Source organism: Xanthomonas melonis, from assembly GCF_020783655.1.
GTDB classification, from domain to species: Bacteria; Pseudomonadota; Gammaproteobacteria; order Xanthomonadales; family Xanthomonadaceae; genus Xanthomonas; species Xanthomonas melonis.
The window spans coordinates 114886-133174 of the sequence record NZ_JAJGQH010000005.1; the positions used below are offsets into that span (position 1 = coordinate 114886).

The 18289-nt window shown below is 64.0% G+C and carries 12 protein-coding genes and 1 pseudogene; 8 read left to right on the forward strand and 5 right to left on the reverse strand.

Going from position 1 to position 18289, the window contains the following annotated elements:
- Positions 1-95: 95 nt before the first annotated feature.
- The 4 genes from LL964_RS06665 to LL964_RS06680 all read right to left on the reverse strand — a co-directional run bounded on the left by LL964_RS06665 (position 96) and on the right by LL964_RS06680 (position 4448).
- Complete coding sequence (locus LL964_RS06665) at positions 96-941, reverse strand: alpha/beta fold hydrolase (RefSeq protein ID WP_104588584.1); 846 nt, start codon at positions 939-941, stop codon at positions 96-98.
- A gap of 194 nt (positions 942-1135) precedes the next feature.
- Complete coding sequence (acnB, locus tag LL964_RS06670; protein WP_104588583.1) at positions 1136-3727, reverse strand: bifunctional aconitate hydratase 2/2-methylisocitrate dehydratase; 2592 nt, start codon at positions 3725-3727, stop codon at positions 1136-1138.
- A gap of 65 nt (positions 3728-3792) precedes the next feature.
- Positions 3793-4203, reverse strand: coding sequence for a type II toxin-antitoxin system VapC family toxin (locus LL964_RS06675; protein WP_104588582.1), 411 nt, complete (start codon positions 4201-4203; stop codon positions 3793-3795).
- On the reverse strand, positions 4200-4448 hold the full coding sequence (locus LL964_RS06680) for an AbrB/MazE/SpoVT family DNA-binding domain-containing protein (protein ID WP_005930012.1): 249 nt from the start codon (positions 4446-4448) through the stop codon (positions 4200-4202). Before LL964_RS06680 ends, LL964_RS06675 begins: the two co-directional genes overlap by 4 nt.
- 147 nt (positions 4449-4595) lie before the next feature.
- Between LL964_RS06680 and acnA the strand changes: the two genes are divergently transcribed.
- A complete protein-coding gene (acnA, locus tag LL964_RS06685; protein WP_104588581.1) occupies positions 4596-7364 on the forward strand; it encodes an aconitate hydratase AcnA in 2769 nt (922 codons plus the stop codon).
- 210 nt (positions 7365-7574) lie between these two features.
- Here acnA and LL964_RS06690 read toward each other — a convergent pair whose 3' ends face one another.
- The gene (locus tag LL964_RS06690) at positions 7575-8021 is read right to left on the reverse strand and encodes a hypothetical protein (protein ID WP_104588580.1); all 447 of its coding nucleotides are present in this window, start codon (positions 8019-8021) and stop codon (positions 7575-7577) included.
- Between the two features lie 97 nt (positions 8022-8118).
- On the opposite strand from LL964_RS06690, the gene rpfB reads away from it, so the two are divergent.
- The 7 genes and pseudogenes from rpfB (at position 8119) to LL964_RS06725 (ending at position 18272) form a co-directional block, all read left to right on the forward strand.
- Positions 8119-9801 (forward strand): fatty acyl-CoA ligase RpfB, encoded by a 1683-nt coding sequence (gene rpfB, locus LL964_RS06695; protein ID WP_104588579.1) that lies wholly within the window; start codon positions 8119-8121, stop codon positions 9799-9801.
- 138 nt (positions 9802-9939) lie between these two features.
- Positions 9940-10659: pseudogene (locus LL964_RS06700) on the forward strand (hypothetical protein); the annotation flags it as partial.
- 43 nt (positions 10660-10702) lie between these two features.
- Positions 10703-11332 carry an imm11 family protein gene (locus LL964_RS06705; RefSeq protein ID WP_104588655.1) on the forward strand — a complete coding sequence of 210 codons (630 nt, stop codon included), beginning with the start codon at positions 10703-10705 and terminating at the stop codon, positions 11330-11332.
- 240 nt (positions 11333-11572) lie between these two features.
- A complete protein-coding gene (locus LL964_RS06710; protein ID WP_104588654.1) occupies positions 11573-12205 on the forward strand; it encodes an imm11 family protein in 633 nt (210 codons plus the stop codon).
- A 114-nt stretch (positions 12206-12319) separates the two neighbouring features.
- Entirely contained in the window at positions 12320-16168 is a 3849-nt protein-coding gene (locus tag LL964_RS06715; protein WP_267190372.1) for a hypothetical protein, read from the forward strand.
- Positions 16169-16208: 40 nt separating this feature from the next.
- On the forward strand, positions 16209-16844 hold the full coding sequence (locus tag LL964_RS06720; RefSeq protein ID WP_104588870.1) for a hypothetical protein: 636 nt from the start codon (positions 16209-16211) through the stop codon (positions 16842-16844).
- 561 nt (positions 16845-17405) lie between these two features.
- Complete coding sequence (locus LL964_RS06725; RefSeq protein WP_033480510.1) at positions 17406-18272, forward strand: crotonase/enoyl-CoA hydratase family protein; 867 nt, start codon at positions 17406-17408, stop codon at positions 18270-18272.
- Positions 18273-18289 lie beyond the last annotated feature (17 nt).

Below are 18289 nucleotides of genomic sequence, written 5' to 3' on the forward strand. Positions count from 1 at the left end.
TCGTCCTCAACTGCAGCGCTTCGAGCCCCTCTCCCTGCGGGAGAGGGGTTGGGGTGAGGTACGGCCAAGCATGCATTGTGCATACCCACCTACCCTCAGCCCGCACGCATCAACTTGACCGCGCTTTCGCCCAGCGTCCGCTTCAACCAGCCCAGCAGTTGCGCGTTGACGAACGCCGGGTTCTCCAGCGACGCGCTATGTCCGGCGTTGGGAATCAGCTCGTAATCGCAACAGATCGCTTCGGCCATCATCCACAGCTCCTCCGGCGGGCGCTGAACGTCTTCGGCGCCACCGAGCAGGAAGGTGTGGGCAGGATCCAATGCGGACAGAGCGTCCAGCCGATCGGCCCGCCCGAACATCATCCGGCCCAGCGGCACGATGGACGCGCGCAACTGCTCGGCCGACATCGCCGCCAGACGCTGCGCGAACGCCCTCGGCAGTGCCGAGGCCGGATCGGTGCCTGGACGGAAGAAGATCGGCACGATCGCCTCGATCAATGCGGGCGTCACCTGCCCCGCCGCCTCGATCGCATCGAGCAGGCCGAAATAGCGCGTCCGCGTCGCCTCCGGCTCGGCGCCCAGGAAGGTGTCCATCAAGACCAGGCTGCGCACGCGTTCCGGCGCCAGCAGCGCCAGCTCCGCACCCCACATGCCACCGACCGACAGGCCGATCACCGCGCACTGCGGCAACACCAGCGCGTCCAGCAGCGCCAGCATCTGCCTGGCGAGATCGCCGATCTGCTGCGTACCCTGCGGCAACGGACCCGACTGCCCATGCCCCCACAGTTCGGGAACGATGACCTGGTAATGCGGTGCCAGCGCCTGGATCTGCGGTTCCCACATGGCCGCGTCCCAGAGATAACTGTGGCCAAGCAACACCGGAAAACCTTGACCGTATTGTGCGTAATGCAGCGTTTGACCAGCGATCGTGCAAGTAGGCATTGGAGATCATGAGAGCGATGGGAGCGGCGCCACTCTAGAGCTGTCGACTTCAGATTTTTGTTGCAATGCGACAGACGAGTTAACTGCGATTGCCCTAATGTCCGGCATTGCGCGGCTAAAACGAAGTCATCGCCCGAATAACGAAAACGCCCGGCATCGCCGGGCGTTTTCGAACAGGTGAGCAACCAGCTGGATCAGGCAGCGACGGTCTCTGCCACGTCCTGGTACTCCTGGATCTGATCGAAGTTCATGTAGCGATAGATCTGCTCGCCGCTGGTCTTGATCACGCCCACGTCGGCCATGTACTCCTCCTTGGTCGGGATGCGGCCCAGACGCGAGCAGATCGCCGCCAGTTCGGCCGATCCCAGGTAAACGTTGGTGTTGCGGCCCAGGCGGTTGGGGAAGTTACGCGTGGAGGTGGAGAACACCGTGGCGCCCTCGCGTGCCTGCGCCTGATTGCCCATGCACAGCGAGCAGCCCGGCATTTCCATGCGTGCGCCGGCCGCGCCGAAGGTGCCGTAATGGCCTTCCTTGGTCAGCTCGGAGGCGTCCATCTTGGTCGGCGGTGCCACCCACAGGCGGGTCGGAATGTCGCGCTTGCCTTCCAGCAGCTTGGCCGCGGCACGGAAGTGACCGATGTTGGTCATGCACGAACCGATGAACACTTCGTCGATCGCCGCGCCGGCCACATCGGACAGCGTCTTGACGTCGTCCGGGTCGTTCGGGCACGCCACGATCGGCTCGTGGATGTCGGCCAGGTCGATCTCGATGACTGCCGCGTATTCGGCATCGGCATCGGGCTCCAGCAACTGCGGGTCGGCCAGCCACTCTTCCATCTTCTTGATGCGGCGGCCCAGGGTGCGCGCGTCGGCATAGCCTTCGGCGATCATCCAGCGCAGCAGGGTGATGTTGCTGGTCAGGTATTCGATGATCGGCGCCTTGTCCAGGCGCACCGTGCAGCCGGCCGCCGACCGCTCGGCCGAGGCATCGGACAGTTCGAACGCCTGCTCCACCTTCAGATGCGGCAGGCCCTCGATTTCCAGGATGCGGCCGGAGAAGATGTTCTTCTTGCCCTGCTTGGCCACGGTCAGCAGACCGTCCTTGATCGCGTACAGCGGGATTGCATTGACCAGGTCGCGCAGGGTCACGCCCGGCTGCATCTCACCCTTGAAGCGCACCAGCACGCTCTCGGGCATGTCCAGCGGCATCACCCCGGTGGCGGCCGCGAAAGCCACCAGGCCGGAACCGGCCGGGAACGAAATGCCGATCGGGAAACGGGTGTGTGAGTCGCCGCCGGTGCCCACGGTGTCGGGCAGCAGCATGCGGTTGAGCCAGCTGTGGATCACGCCGTCGCCCGGACGCAGCGAGACGCCTCCGCGGGTGGAGATGAACTCCGGCAAGGTGTGGTGGGTCTTGACGTCGACCGGCTTCGGATAAGCAGCCGTATGGCAGAACGACTGCATCACCAGGTCGGACGAGAAGCCCAGGCAGGCCAGGTCCTTCAGCTCGTCGCGGGTCATCGGGCCGGTGGTGTCCTGCGAGCCCACCGAGGTCATCTTCGGTTCGCAGTAGGTGCCCGGGCGCATGCCCTGGCCTTCCGGCAGACCGCAGGCGCGGCCGACCATCTTCTGCGCCAGCGAGAACCCCTTGCCGGTGTCCGGCGGATCCATCGGCAGACGGAACAGGTCCGAGGCCGGCAGACCGAGGAATTCGCGTGCCTTGGCGGTCAGGCCACGGCCGACGATCAACGGAATGCGGCCACCGGCGCGCACTTCGTCGAACAGTACATCCGACTTCATCGCGAACTCGGCGATCACCTGCCCGTTCTTCAGCGCCTTGCCGTCATACGGACGCAGCTCGACCACATCGCCGTGCTCCATCTGCGACACGTCCAGCTCGATCGGCAACGCGCCGGCGTCTTCCATCGTGTTGTAGAAGATCGGGGCGATCTTCGAACCCAGGCACACGCCGCCGAAGCGCTTGTTGGGAATGTACGGGATGTCTTCGCCGGTCCACCACAGCACCGAGTTGGTGGCCGACTTGCGCGAGGAACCGGTGCCGACCACGTCGCCGACATAGGCCACCAGTTGGCCCTTGTCCTTGAGGTCGGCAATGGCCTGGATCGGGCCGCGCTTGCCGTCTTCTTCCGGCTCGAACGCCGCGCCGTCGCGCTTGTTCTTCAGCATCGCCAGCGCGTGCAGCGGGATGTCCGGGCGGGTGGTCGCATCCGGCGCCGGCGACAGGTCGTCGGTATTGGTCTCGCCCGGCACCTTGAACACGGTGACGGTCAGGCTCTGCGGCACTTCCGGCTTGCTGGTGAACCACTCGGCATCGGCCCAGCTCTGCAGCACGGCCTTGGCGTGCGCGTTGCCGGCCTCGGCCTTTTCCTGCACGTCATGGAATGCATCGAACACCAGCAAGGTGTGCTTGAGCGCATCGGCGGCCGTGGCGCCCAGCTCGGCATTGTCCAGCAGGTCGATCAGCGGCTGGATGTTGTAGCCGCCCAGCATGGTGCCCAGCAGCTCGGTGGCGCGCGTGGGGCTGATCAGCGCGGTGGTCTCGGTGCCGAACGCCACCGCGGCCAGGTACGAGGCCTTGACCTTGGCGGCATCGTCCACGCCGGCCGGCACGCGCTGGCTCAGCAGTTCGACCAGGAACTCCTCTTCGCCGGCCGGCGGAGCCTTCAACAGCTCGATGACCTCGGCGGTCTGCTGCGCGGTCAGCGGCAGCGGCGGGATACCGAGCGCGGCGCGCTCTGCAACGTGGTGGCGGTAGGCTTCCAACATGCGGGTTCTCCAAAAAGACAGCGGTGAATGTGTAAGAACGTCAGACGTGATGCAGAAGACGTGGATCAGGCAACGGGCTTGGGCACGGTGATCTTCAAGCCCTTGAAGTAGTCGCGGAAAAAGCCCTCGTCGCGGGTGATCAGGCCATCGCACTGGAGCATCGCGTGGGCACCGATCAGGAAATCGGCGACCACCCGCTCGCGCTTGCCGCCGCGCGCGCGGAAGCGCTTGTTCATATGGCCGGCGCGCACCGCAGCCGCTTCCTCGGTGGCTTCGTAACGCACGCCGATCGAGGCCAGCGTTTCCATCAGGTCGACCTGGGTATCCAGCATGGCCAGGACTTCGGCCACCACCGCATCGCAGACCACCACCTCGTCGCGTGCCAGCGCATCGCCGATGCAGATCTCCGACACCTCGCCGTAGACCGGGTCGCCGATGAGGATGTCGAGCAATACCGAAGAGTCCAGGGCGATCATGGGTCGAACGGATCCCCGGGCGCGCGACCACGGATGACACGCATGGCCTGGTCGGTGCTGGTCAGGCCATCGACCAGCTTGAACTTGCCGCGCACCTTGCGCAGCGCCTCGCTGACATCCTTGCGCAGGATGATGCGGCCACCATCGAGTTCGATCTTGAGGGTGGTGCCCTTGGTCAGGCCCAGGGCATCGCGCACGGCCTTGGGCAGGGTGATCTGTCCGCGTTCGGCAACGGTGGCTTCCATGAGCATGCTCCAGAAAGTATGCACACATGATACGTACTCACGTCGCCGTACTCAAGCTGACTGAGCGCTGCCGACACACCCTATGTACACACTGAATCGCTCAGACTGGGCGCCTACCTAAAGCCTACGACGCCATAGGAGTGACGCATGAGCGATTCCTTTTCCACCCGCACCTCGCTCGAGGTCCACGGCAAACGCTACGACTACTACAGCCTGCCGAAGCTGGGCGAACGTTTCGATATCGGCCGCCTGCCCTACTCGATGAAGATCCTGCTGGAGAACCTGCTCCGGCACGAAGACGGCGGCGTCACCGTCGGCAAGGATCACATCGAAGCGGTCGCCAAGTGGGAACCGGCGGCCGAACCCGAGACCGAAATCGCCTTCATGCCCGCGCGCGTGGTGCTGCAGGACTTCACCGGCGTGCCCTGCGTGGTCGACCTGGCCGCGATGCGCGATGCGGTGGTCAAGCTGGGCGGCCAGGCCGACCAGATCAATCCGCAGATTCCGTCCGAACTGGTCATCGACCACTCGGTGCAGGTGGACGTGTTCGGCAAACCCGACGCGCTCGACCTCAACGGCAAGATCGAATTTCAGCGCAACCAGGAACGCTACGGGTTCCTTCGCTGGGGCCAGAAGGCGTTCGAGAACTTCAAGGTGGTGCCACCCAATACCGGCATCGTCCACCAGGTGAACCTGGAGAACCTGGCGCGCGTGGTGATGAGCGCCGACAAGGACGGCGCCCTGCTCGCCTATCCCGACACCGTGTTCGGCACCGACAGCCATACCACCATGATCAACGGCATCGGTGTGCTGGGCTGGGGCGTGGGCGGCATCGAGGCCGAGGCCGCGATGCTGGGCCAGCCCTCGTCGATGCTGATTCCGCAGGTGGTCGGCTTCAAGCTCACCGGCAAGCTGCCCGAAGGCGCCACCGCCACCGATCTGGTGCTCACCGTCACCCAGATGCTGCGCAAGCTGGGCGTGGTGGGCAAGTTCGTCGAATTCTATGGCGAAGGCCTGCAGCACCTGCCACTGGCCGACCGCGCCACCATCGGCAACATGGCCCCGGAATATGGCGCCACCTGCGGCATCTTCCCGGTCGATGAGGAATCGCTGACCTATCTGCGCCTGTCCGGCCGCAGCGAGGAACAGATCGCGCTGGTGGAAGCCTATGCCAAGGCGCAGGGGCTGTGGCACGACGCCAGTACCCCGCACGCGCAGTACAGCGCCACGCTGGAGCTGGACATGGGCCAGGTCAAGCCGTCGCTGGCCGGCCCCAAGCGTCCGCAGGACCGCGTGCTGCTGGAAGACATGCAGGCCAACTACCGCGAAAGCCTCAAGCCGTTCGCCGAGGCGCGCAGCAAGAAGCTGGCCGATCTCAAGCAGGAAGATCGCCTGAAGAACGAGGGAGGTGGCGGCACCGCCGTGGGCGCCAAGGCCGCGCAGGCCGAAGGCGCTGCCGACAGCGGTGCCGGCTGGCAGCTGCGCGACGGCTCGGTGGTGATCGCTGCGATCACCTCGTGCACCAACACCTCCAACCCTGCGGTGATGCTGGGCGCCGGCCTGCTCGCACGCAACGCGGCGGCCAGGGGCCTGAAGGCGCAGCCGTGGGTGAAGACCTCGCTCGGGCCGGGCTCGCGCGTGGTCACCGACTATCTCGACAAGGCCGGCGTGCTCGCCGACCTCGAGAAGCTCGGGTTCTACGTGGTCGGCTACGGCTGCACCACCTGCATCGGCAACTCCGGGCCACTGCCCGAAGACGTTTCCGCGGCGATCGCCAAGGACGATCTGGTGGTGACCTCGGTGCTGTCGGGCAACCGCAACTTCGAAGGCCGCGTGCATCCCGAGGTCAAGATGAACTACCTCGCCTCGCCGCCGCTGGTGGTGGCCTACGCCATCGCCGGCACCACCGACATCGACCTCACCACCGAGCCGCTGGGCACCGGCAGCGACGGGCAGCCGGTGTACCTGCGCGACATCTGGCCGAGCAACAAGGAAATCGGCGACACCATCGCCGCCACCGTCGGCCCGGAGATGTTCAAGCAGAACTACGCCGACGTGTTCAAGGGCGATACGCGCTGGAACACCATCGCCTCGCCCGATGGCGCGCTGTATGCGTGGGATGCGGATTCGACCTACATCAAGAACCCGCCCTACTTCGACGGCATGACCATGCAGGTGGGCAGCGTCGACGACGTGCACGGCGCGCGTGTGATGGGGCTGTTCGGCGACTCGATCACCACCGACCACATCTCTCCGGCCGGCAACATCAAGAAGGACTCGCCGGCAGGCCGTTTCCTGCAGGAACGCGGCGTGCAGCCGGCCGACTTCAACAGTTACGGCAGCCGTCGCGGCAACGACGATGTGATGGTGCGCGGCACCTTCGCCAACATCCGCATCAAGAACCTGATGTTCGGCGGCGAAGAAGGTGGCAATACGCTGTACTACCCGGCCGACGGCGGCCAGCCGCAAAAGCTGGCGATATACGACGCTGCGATGAAGTACAAGGCCGATGGCGTACCGCTGGTGGTGCTGGCCGGCAAGGAATACGGCACCGGCTCCTCGCGCGACTGGGCAGCCAAGGGCACCAACCTGCTCGGGGTCAAGGCGGTGATCGCCGAAAGCTTCGAGCGCATCCATCGCTCCAACCTGGTCGGCATGGGCGTGCTGCCGCTGCAATTCCTGGACAACGAAAACGCGCAGACGCTCGGCCTGGACGGCTCGGAAGTGCTGGACATCACCGGCCTGCAGGACGGCGCCAGCCGGCGCGCCACCGTGGATGCGAAAAAACCCGACGGCAGCGTCAAGCAGTTCCAGGTCAAGGTGCTGCTGCTGACGCCCAAGGAAGTGGAGTACTTCAAGCACGGGGGCCTGCTGCAGTACGTGCTGCGCCAACTGGCTGGCCGCAAGGCCGCGTAACCGCAGCAGCGGGTGTTGCTGCCGACATTCCCGCCAACTGGCGGGAATGTCGTTTCCGGAACAGGCAAGCTCAGCGGCTCCCCGGCCGGCAGGCAGTGCCGCGCGCGGCACCGACGTGCCAGCGCCATCCCCGGTGCGGCACTCGCGTCATGCGCAATCCGACGCTACGCAAGCGCCCCCTGCTCGCCGCCATGTTTCGGCCGGCTCTCCTCACTGGCCCATGGGCGCCCATTGCGCGTGATACAGCTGCCAGTCGCCGTCGTGCAGCCGCCATGCGGTGATCAGTTGGTAGGTCTGTGCCTGTTCCGGCAGCCAGCGACCGTCGCCGCCGGTGGCCAGCGCGGTGAACCTGGCCGTGGCGGTCGCGCCGTGCAGTTGCACCTCCATCGGCCCCAGGGTGATCCCAAGCCGGCGATTGCCCAATCGCTGCAACTGCAGCAAACGGCGCAGGCCGTCGGCATCCAGGCCTTGTTCGCCCACGAAATCGACGGCCACCGGCTGCATCGCCGCGCCCACATCGCGCGCCTCGATCGCCGCCTGCATCTGCGCAACCGTCTGCCGCAGGCGCTGCTCCGGCGCCGGACGCCCGCAGGCGACAAGCAGCGCCATCCACAGCCACACGAATCCCTGCCACCGCCAACGAATATTGCGCTGCATCACGCTTCGCCTTTTCCATTCAGGACGGTATGCTGCCAGCTGTTTGAGTGCCGTGGAACACTCCGCGTCACGTACCGATTACCCTGGAGGGGGGCAGATGAATCAGGCACGTCCTTGGTTGCAAAGCTATCCGGCCCGCGTGGCCGCCGAGATCGATCTGGAGCAGTTTCGTACCGTTGCCGAGGTCTTCGCCACCTCGGTCAAACGCTTCGCCGATCGTCCCGCATATCACAGCTTCGGCAAGACCATCACCTATCGTGAGGTGGACCGGCTGGTCGACCAGTTCGCCGGCTATCTGCTGGGCGAGCTGCAGTTGAAAAAAGGCGATCGCGTCGCCCTGATGATGCCCAACTGCCTGCAGTATCCGATCGCCACGTTCGGCATCCTGCGCGCCGGCCTGACCGTGGTCAACGTCAACCCGCTGTACACGCCGCGCGAACTCAAGCACCAGCTGATCGATTCCGGTGCCAGCGTGCTGGTGGTCATCGACAATTTCGGCACCACCGTGCAGCAGGTCATCGCCGACACCCCGGTCAGGCAGGTCGTCACCACCGGGCTTGGCGACATGCTCGGTTTCCCCAAGGGGCCGCTGATCAACTTCGTGGTCAAGTACATCAAGAAGTTGGTACCCGACTATCGCATCAATGGCGCGATCCGTTTCCGCGAAGCGCTGGCGCTCGGCAGCAAGCACACCCTGCCCACGGTACAGGTGGAATCGGACGACATCGCCTTCCTGCAATACACCGGCGGCACCACCGGCGTGGCCAAGGGCGCGATGCTGACCCACCGCAACCTGGTCGCCAACATGCAGCAGGCGCACCAGTGGCTGGCCGGCACCGGCGAGCTGGAGGAAGGCGCCGAGGTGGTGATCACCGCGCTGCCGCTGTATCACATCTTCGCACTCACGGCCAACGGCCTGGTCTTCATGAAGATCGGCGGCTGCAATCACCTGATCAGCAATCCGCGCGACATGCCCGGCTTCGTCAAGGAGCTGAAGAAGACCCGCTTCACCGCGTTCACCGGCGTCAACACGCTCTTCAACGGCCTGCTCAACACGCCCGGCTTCGACCAGATCGATTTCTCCTCGCTCAAGATGACCCTGGGCGGCGGCATGGCCGTGCAGCGTTCGGTGGCCGAGCGCTGGAAGAAGGTCACCGGGCGGACCCTGGTCGAGGCCTACGGCCTGACCGAAACCTCGCCGGCCGCCTGCATCAACCCGATGGACCTGAAGGACTACAACGGGTCGATCGGTCTGCCGATTCCGTCCACCGATGCCTGCATCAAGGACGACGCCGGCACCGCCCTGCCGATCGGCGAGATCGGCGAGCTGTGCATCAAGGGGCCGCAGGTCATGAAGGGCTACTGGAAGAAGCCCGACGAAACCGAGAAGGTGATGGATGCCGATGGCTGGCTGCACACCGGCGACATCGCGCGGATGGACGAGCAGGGTTTCGTCTACATCGTCGATCGCAAGAAGGACATGATCCTGGTCTCGGGCTTCAACGTGTATCCGAACGAGATCGAAGACGTGGTCGCCACCATGCCTGGCGTACTGGAAGTGGCGGCGGTCGGCGTGCCGGACGAAAAGTCCGGCGAGATCGTCAAGGTGGTGATCGTCAAGAAGGACCCGGCCCTGACCGCCGACGACGTCAAGGCGCACTGCCGTGCCAACCTGACCGGCTACAAGCAGCCGCGCCTGGTCGAATTCCGCAAGGAGCTTCCCAAGACCAACGTCGGCAAGATCCTGCGCCGCGAACTGCGCGACGCGCCCAAGGGGTAATCCACCAGCGCCACCAGATCGCCAGCCTCCCGGCTGTCATCCGACGCCCGCACTGCCGCCAGGCCTTGCGGGCGTTCTTATTTCGCGACGCGAACTCAGATCGCACCGCTTTGTATTTTCTGGCTGAATTTGGCAACGCCGAAAATTCCGTATCGCCAGCCGGCCAATGCCACTGACCGTCCCAGCCTGAGCAGCGCCGACTGGCAACGCGACGCAGCGGACGGCCAATGGCATCGCATGGTCAAGATCGAGATCTCCGGCGCCAACGATCGCGGCAGCTATGTGCAGGAAACCGCCTCGCAGCGACGCGCAGCCGAGCTGGAGGCGCAAGCGCAGGACGTCATCGCCCGCAACATCGCCAACAGTCCCGGCGCGATCGCCGCGCGCTACGAACTGGCGCATCACCGTAGCGGTTGGGCGGCCGATGGCCTGCCGATGTCACCAGCGGTGCGGCAGGCGCTGCCCGATCCGGATGCGTTGACCGCTTCAGACGGCCAGCGCTACTACCGCAACATCGAAGGCCAGTGGACCAGCAACGGCGCTCCACCCGATGGCAACCGCGTGCTGGAACTGGAGAGCACGCGCGCACTGCTGCAACCCGCACTGGCTGAGCAGGCGCAGGCGATTGCCGCCATCCGGGAAACGCCGCCGTCAGCGCAGGATCTGCAGCGCGAGCAAACGCAGTATCGCTATCGCATCATTGGCACCGAGTTGCAGCCGCAATGGCGCGAAGCGATCGAGCTGGCGACTCAAAGCACGCGCGAGGCGGAGGGACTTGCGGGCGATGGCGCGATGCAGTTGCAGCGCCGCCCGGGCGGCCAGTCCGGCGCCGATAGCCAGCCCAGCCATCTCAAGCGAACAGTTTGCTACGCTTGATCGATAAAGCGTCTTGGAGCAGAAGGTGTCTACAGAGAATAAACCCAAGAAAGGCGAGTTCTATCTCCTAAGGTCCGACGTGCGTGGCGGTGGTCGCGGGCATGGCGTGGAGTTCGAGAACGAAGATGCGGTGCCATTTTCCCTCGCCGACAGCCTGCCCGGAGAGGATGCGGGGCTGGCTTCATTGAAAGAGACCCCGCGCCTGCGCTACGACAGCTGCATCGGCGATATACCCAATGATATGCATAGTGGATTCAAGAGCTACTGGCTGATCTCCGAGCCGCTCAAGCAGGTCCTTGAAGCTGCGGACCCTGAGGGCTTCGCCTTCGCTCTATGCGACTTCCGACTGGAAGACGGTACGCCCGGGGCGCCGCATTACCTTTGCGAGGTGGTGCGGATTATCGATGCCATCGACGAGGAGGCATCCACCGTCAAGGTCTTGACCGGATACCGTAATGGCAAGCACTACAGTGTTGCGGGTGGTGCTGATTTTGCATTCAAGAAAGACGTGATCGGGGACGCGCATGTCTTCAGGACACCTTATACATCAGATGCCTTCTGCGATCGGTTCTTGCGCGATACCTTGATTTCGCAGGGGTTTGGCAAATCGCCCAGGACACGCGGCGTCTGGTTGATAGACGCTTTCGGTTGCTGAGCGATGAAATCTTCGAGCGCTTGATGGAGTGAAAGCAGATGCCGGCCAGTAACGTCATCGACATCTGGCGCCAAGCCATTGAGCTGGCGGCACAGCGCACGCGCGAAGCCGAGGGACCTGCGGGCGATGCGACGCAATTGCAGCGCGGGCCGAGTGACGCTTCTGGCAGTGACTGCACGTCCCGCTATTTAATGCGTGCAGTTTGCTACGCTTGATCGAAAGAGTGTCTTGGAGAAAAGAGTGTCTAATCAGAATGCACCCAGGAAAGGCGAGTTCTACATCCTCAGGTCCGATATGGGGGGTGGCGGTCGCGGGCATGGCGTGGAGTTCGAGAACGAAGATGCGGTGCCGTTTTCGATTGCTGACAGCCTGCCCGGAGAGGATGCGGGGCTGGCTTCATTGAAGGAGACCCCGCGCCTGCGCTACGACAGCCGCATCGGCGATATGCCCGATGACATGCACAGTGGATTCAAGAGCTACTGGCTGATCTCAGAGCCGCTGAAGCAGATCTTCGAAGCTGCGGACCCGGAGGGCTTTGCTTTCGCGCTATGCGACTTCCGATTGGAGGACGGTACGCGCGGCGCACCGCACTATCTTTGCGAGGTGGTGCGAATTATCGATGCGATCGACGAGGAGGCATCCACCGTCAAGGTGCTGACCGGGTATCCAAATGGCAAGTACTACAGCCTTGTTGGGGGAGCCGAGTTGGCATTCAGGCAAGACGTGATCGGGGCGGCGCATGTCTTCAGAACACCGCATACGGCAGATGCCTTTTGCGATCGGTTCTTGCGCGATGCCTTGATTTCCCAGGGATTTGGCAAATCGCCCAAGAAGCGTGGCGTTCGGCTAATCGACGCCGCAAGTTACGGATAAAAATTTCTTTGCATGGATTTTGGAGTAAAGCAGATGCCGGCCAGCAACGTCATCCTCGAAAGTCATCATGTCATTGAAAATACCGTCTTTCGCGATCACGAATTGCTCAAAAAAATGCTTGAGCATGGCTTGATCGACAAGGACGTATCGACCAATCGCCTCTATCTTCCGGTAGATGGCAAGCTGGCGGATGAAATCGAAACATCGCCCCACCGAGGACGCACGCGAAGGTCTTATACGGATGCGATTGTGGATCATCTTGACAATCTCAGTAGATCCCCAGACGGCCGCGCTGCCGTGCGCAACGACGCCGCTGCATTGAAGCGCGTCGCCTCCCAGGTCCACGACCTGCAGGACACCCTCAAAGTCGCCTTGATCAATGGCGATATATTCGCAACCACCCCGGATCGCCTGACCAAGGCCGAGGCCAACGCCCAAAACCGCAGTACTCTTTCCGAGTACGAGCAATACCGCACAGTCCATGCCGCCCAGTTGAAGACGCTACGCTCGATGAGCAACGTCGAAGCCGAATGGGCCGCGATCACCCATTCCGAGCAGCGGATCGCAAAGGTGATCGATGACGCACGCACGACGGGCAAGAATCTGGTCGCTGTCCCGAATGAACGCGATGCTGTTATCCGCGAGATCGCCGGCCGCGAAGAATTGCGCATGGCGATCGCGCATGCCGAGCATGAAGGCCGAATCACGCTGTCCGATTCCAATGCGGCCTTGGTCCAGCAGGTATTGGATGACACACCGACAACCATCGGCGGTGCTGCGCGCAGCATTCGCCAAGGCGCAGCCGCTACACCACATCCGCCGTACACACCAGTCTCGCAACGCGGCTTCGCCGACGCCGAGCTGCTCGCAGGCGACCTATCTGCAGGCCAGGCGCTGCGCACTGCCGGCCTGTTCGCCACCGCCGCCGACACGGTGATGACCGGCCAGCGCGCCACACGCTTGCTGGGCCAGGACAACCCGCTCGCCGCACAATCCGAGCTTGCGCACTTTGCCGGCCGCAACGTCGGTGGCTGGGCCGGCGGCACCGCCGCTGCCTACGCGCTGGGGAGCTCGGGCGCGGGGCCGATGGTGCTGATCGCAGCCGATGCCTATTTCTTGAGCACCGCTGGCGAGAAGGCCGCCGCGCTGCTCGACAACCGCGCCATCTACACCCAGACCGATCGCGATGGCACGCAGTGGTCGTTCAACGGCACCGCCTGGGCGCGCGACGGCAGGGCCGACACCAGCAACGACGGCATCGACAACCCTACCGCCACGCCCATCGTCGCCAGCTATCAAAAGGCCCGCGAGCTCAACTACCAGGCCACCAATGCCGCTGCTGCATTGGCATTGAGGGATGCGCCCGCACCGCAGGATCCGTATCGCCAGCCGGCCAATGCCACTGACCGTCCCAGCCTGAGCAGCGCCGACTGGCGACGTGACGCAGCGGACGGTCAGTGGCATCGGCTGGTCAAGACCGATGTCTCCGGCGCCAACGATCGCGGCAGCTACGTGCAGGAAACCGCCTCGCAGCGACGCGCAGCCGAGCTGGAGGCGCAAGCGCAGGACGTCATCGCCCGCAACATCGCCAACAGTCCCGGCGCGATCGCCGCGCGCTACGAACTGGCGCATCACCGTAGCGGTTGGGCGGCCGATGGCCTGCCGATGTCACCAGCGGTGCGGCAGGCGCTGCCCGATCCGGATGCGTTGACCGCTTCAGACGGGCACCGCTACTACCGCGATATGGAGGGCCGGTGGACCAGCAACGGTGCCCCACCTGATGGCAACCGCGTGCTGGAACTGGAGACCACGCGCGCACTGCTGCAACCCGCACTGGCTGAGCAGGCGCAGGCGATTGCCGCCATCCGGGAAACGCCGCCGTCAGCGCAGGATCTGCAGCGCGAGCAAACGCAGTATCGCTATCGCATCATTGGCACCGAGTTGCAGCCGCAATGGCGCGAAGCGATCGAGCTGGCGACTCAACGCACGCGCGAGGCGGAGGGACTCGTGGGCGATGGCGCGATGCAGTTGCAGCGCGGCCCGGGCGGCCAGTTCGGCGCCGATAGTCCGATTGCGCATCTGCAACGTGGAGCCGATGGCGTGGAGCGCATTGCAGCGGTCACCAGCACCGAGGACATCCGCCAGGCGTTGCAACAGGTACAGGCCCGGCAACAGCCCACTGCACCTGGGCAGCTGCTGGCCGCAAACGCCCGTGCCTCCGATGGCACGACGGACTCCGATACGTCGGCATCGCCCCCCTCCAACCAGCATGCGCTCGACGGACACGCGCAGGTCCAGGCGGCGGCCAGCGCTGTGGAGGCACGCAAGCAACAGCAGCAGGACCAGCAGGCACAAGAGCAACAGCTGGCGCAGGCACGCGCCCACGCGCTGCAGGCGCAGGCGTCGCACGACGTTCGGGCCCAGGCCGCCCAGGCACTACAACTGCACGCCGTGCTGGAACTGCAGCAACAGCAAGCACAGCGACTGGAGCAGCAGGAACGTCAGACCCAGGACACACAGCAACGTGAGCAGGCCCAGCAACAGGCACAAACGAGCCGAGAGCGTGAGCAGGAGCAGCGGGAGGCACACGACACGCAGCGGCACGAACAGATACCGCAACAGACCGAGCAGACCCAGCAGCGGGAGCAGGAAACCCGCCGCGCCTTGGAAGCACAGCACGGCGAACGACAACGCATCCAGACCCAGGACACGCAGTTGACGGAGCAGCCGCTCGTGCAAGGCCCGGAGGCTGCGCGACGCGAGCCAGCAGCGGACCAGCCATTCGATGCCATTGCGCGCGCGCCATCAGCGCTCCACGCACAGGACATCGCGCAGCGCGAGGCGGAACAGCGCCCCACCTGGGACGACCGCACTCACCAGCCCCAGCTGCAGACCGCCCGACATGAGCAGGTTCAGACGGCAGAATTGACGCCGCATACGGTAAACCCACCGGCTCAGGAACAGCCCGCACACCAAGCCGAGCGGCAGGCAGCGATCGCGTATGCGCCTGCGGCACTTGAACAGCAGGAACTGGCAGCACGCCGCCAACGGAGCGCAATGCAGTCGGAGGTCGCTCGCGACGAGCTGTCCGTGCCAGGCGCGGATACACCTCCCGATGCGCGCACCGTGCAGTTGATGGATACCCCCTCCTTGCAGTCGCTCGCGCCACCGATCGCCGAAGCGCAGCGCGAACAGACCCAGGCCCGGGCAGAACCGCTTGTCGTAGAAGAAACGCCGGATCCCCCTGCAGTGCTCACTACATCCGCACATCTTGCGTCAGCGACCGAGGCATCCAAGGCCGAGGCAGATGCACAGGATTCTCCTGCCACTCCGGTGCCCGTGGATCCAAACTCCTGGGCGGAGATCACCCTATCCATGCAGGCGCTGCGCATCCAGATCGAACAGGATGCCGAGATAGACAACCGTATCTTCCAGGCGCGACAGGCGCGCAAGGACAGAGGCGAGCAGCCTTATACCGATCTGGAATTACGCGAAGGCTATGATCCGGATGGTCCTTCTGGGCTGAGACCCCCACGCGCCCCGCCAGCAGACACGGTGCCACAATCTCTTGCCGCTGGCGAACAGGAAGATCGGCCGCCGCCCCGGCGTAAGAACATCACCGGCGATCCAGATGTGGACGAGTTGCTGTACGCCATCGATTGCAAGAACGAGCTGGCAATCGAACAGGCATTGAAGCGGGTCGCCAACAGCCCCTACAGCCAGGCCCTGGCCAAACAAGGCCATGAATTTCTGGATGCCCAGGCCCTGCAGGAGGCCGAAGAGCAGGCGAACACGCGCCAGGCGTTGAACATGGACGTCTCGACAGAGGTGCAGACCAGCCGTGGCCCGGTAATGGTGATGACGCTACCCCAGTTCGCCAGGGGCCCGGCGATGCAAGGACCAGAGGGCGACGGCGGTGGAGGTGGCGACGGAGGCGGCGGTGGCGGTGGCGGTGGCGGATAACCGAAGTACGTTTGGCGCATTGAACCCACACGAGAATACGATGGACACGCAGACGACCTCAGCGCTGCCCGAAGACGACGGATCGGAAAGCGCAATGAAAGCATCGATCCAGGCCATGTCAGCCCTGATCGGGCAGTTGCAACGGCGGGAACAGGTTCTGGAAGATCTGGTGCGCCAGCAATTGCAGCTTCTGCAGAATACGGCCAGCAGCGCCGATCAGCGGGTCACCCGGGTGGTCGAGAACGCACTGCCACGCCTGACGCAACTGAGCCAGCAGGCACTGACGCAAACGCTACAACCAGCGGCCGAGCGCTTCAACAGGCAGCTGGTCGATGCAGACCAGACACTGGAGAAGGCCACCCGACGCTATGCGCAGGCACAGCACACCCTGGAAACCACCGCCATGCGCCGCATGTGGATCGGCTTCGTGACGGTGATCGTCGGGAGCATCCTGTGCGTTGGCGGCGCATTCTATGCGGTTAAGAGCGCCCAGCCGGTGCTGGCCGAGGCCGCGCAGCGCCGTGCGGAGATCGCTTTTCTGGAGCGTGTTGCCCGCGCCAATCTGGTGCCGTGCGGCGAAGACAGATTATGTGCGGAGCTGGAAAAGAAGGGGCCGCGCTACGGCGATCGCGGGCAGTATCGGGTGGTCGCCCTGCGCAAGCCCGCTTCGGAGTGACGGCGTGTCATGAAGTATTGATCTGAATGCTTGCGTGCAGCTTGCTACCGTCATCGCTGCTGCGCCGTCCCGGCATTCGGACCAAAAGTTCGGTGAGATTGCCAAAGTAGTGAACGTAATGTCAGGAAAATTCTGCGCCGCGAAATGCGCGACGCGCTCAAGGGGGTAGCCTCCCCTACCCCAGCAGCGCGAAGAGGCCTGCGATCCTCGACGGCGCCCGCATTGTCTACCCAGGCCTTGCGGGCGTTCTGCTTTCATGCAAATACCCGCATGCGCTGCAGATAGGCCCGACGCACACACTGGCAACGGACTGCCGCGGCGATCACGATCCACATCTTTTCCAGGTTTTATGCGGCAGGTGATCCGACGCCGCCAGCCAGTGTACGCATGGCACCGTTTGAGGCCTTGCGTGACGCTCATACGAGCGGAACCGAAGGCACTCCCGTCTATTGGAAAGCCCTTTTCGTTCAGTCAGATAGCGCCAGTGTAGGATCCGCTTGTGGAGCCCGCACCGCCCGCTGCGCCACATAATCCGCGGGCGCTCTCCTCGGGAAGACGCCCATGAACACGATCGAAAAACTTCAGCAGCACACCAGCCATTCCACGATTCGCACGCACACGAGCCATGCCGATACAGGCCATTGGCTTTTTATGCATGCCGACGCATCCACTGGAGTCAGACCATGCTTTCGCCCCTCGTTAATGAGGGACATGCATGCACACCTCGACGCGCTTTCCGAGCAGTCAGGGGAAGCTCCCAGTGGCCTGCGCAGCCTCGTCCTCGCCTCTGACGCAAACGCTTTCAATCTTGGCGGAGATCTGGACCTGTTCGGCCAGATGATCCGCTCACGCGACAGACAGGGGTTGCTACGCTATGCGCAAAGTTGCGTAAGCGGCGTCTTCCAGTTCCATCAGGGAATGGGGGGCGACTTCAGAACCATTGCGCTCCTGCAGGGGGATGCGCTCGGCGGCGGCCTAGAAATGGCGTTGTCGTGTCATACGATCGTGGCCGAAGAAGGCGTGGGCATGGGGTTGCCCGAGGTCCTGTTTGGGCTGTTTCCCGGCATGGGCGCGTATTCGTTTCTGTCCAGGCGAGTGACCCCGCAGATGGCGGAGCGAATCATCCTAGAGGGCCACGTCTACAGCAGCGAAGAAATGCACGCGATGGGAGTGGTGGATATTCTGGTACCGCGCGGCCAGGGCATCCAGGCCACGCATGAACTGATTACCAGGCAGCAGCGTGCGCCGCAGTCGTACTTGGCAATGAATCGCGCAAGGCAGCTGTGCAACCCCGTCACGCTGAAGGAATTGCTTGCCGTGACGGAGGTTTGGGTGGAAGCGGCGCTGCAGCTGGGAGAGAAATCTCTCAGGACGATGGATCGTCTGGTGAAAGCGCAGACGCGACGAGCCGCAAAGGGAATTGCCTGATTAGCATGACAGCATGC

What these genes read in the sequence shown, in the direction of transcription:
- LL964_RS06665 (WP_104588584.1), bottom strand. Translation starts at nt 941, where the DNA reads ATGCCTACTTGCACGATCGCTGGTCAAACGCTGCATTACGCACAATAC.
- rpfB (WP_104588579.1), top strand. Translation starts at nt 8,119, where the DNA reads ATGAATCAGGCACGTCCTTGGTTGCAAAGCTATCCGGCCCGCGTGGCC.
- LL964_RS06725 (WP_033480510.1), top strand. Translation starts at nt 17,406, where the DNA reads ATGAACACGATCGAAAAACTTCAGCAGCACACCAGCCATTCCACGATT.
- LL964_RS06675 (WP_104588582.1), bottom strand. Translation starts at nt 4,203, where the DNA reads ATGATCGCCCTGGACTCTTCGGTATTGCTCGACATCCTCATCGGCGAC.
- LL964_RS06715 (WP_267190372.1), top strand. Translation starts at nt 12,320, where the DNA reads ATGCTTGAGCATGGCTTGATCGACAAGGACGTATCGACCAATCGCCTC.
- acnA (WP_104588581.1), top strand. Translation starts at nt 4,596, where the DNA reads ATGAGCGATTCCTTTTCCACCCGCACCTCGCTCGAGGTCCACGGCAAA.
- LL964_RS06680 (WP_005930012.1), bottom strand. Translation starts at nt 4,448, where the DNA reads ATGGAAGCCACCGTTGCCGAACGCGGACAGATCACCCTGCCCAAGGCC.
- LL964_RS06690 (WP_104588580.1), bottom strand. Translation starts at nt 8,021, where the DNA reads ATGCAGCGCAATATTCGTTGGCGGTGGCAGGGATTCGTGTGGCTGTGG.
- LL964_RS06720 (WP_104588870.1), top strand. Translation starts at nt 16,209, where the DNA reads ATGGACACGCAGACGACCTCAGCGCTGCCCGAAGACGACGGATCGGAA.
- acnB (WP_104588583.1), bottom strand. Translation starts at nt 3,727, where the DNA reads ATGTTGGAAGCCTACCGCCACCACGTTGCAGAGCGCGCCGCGCTCGGT.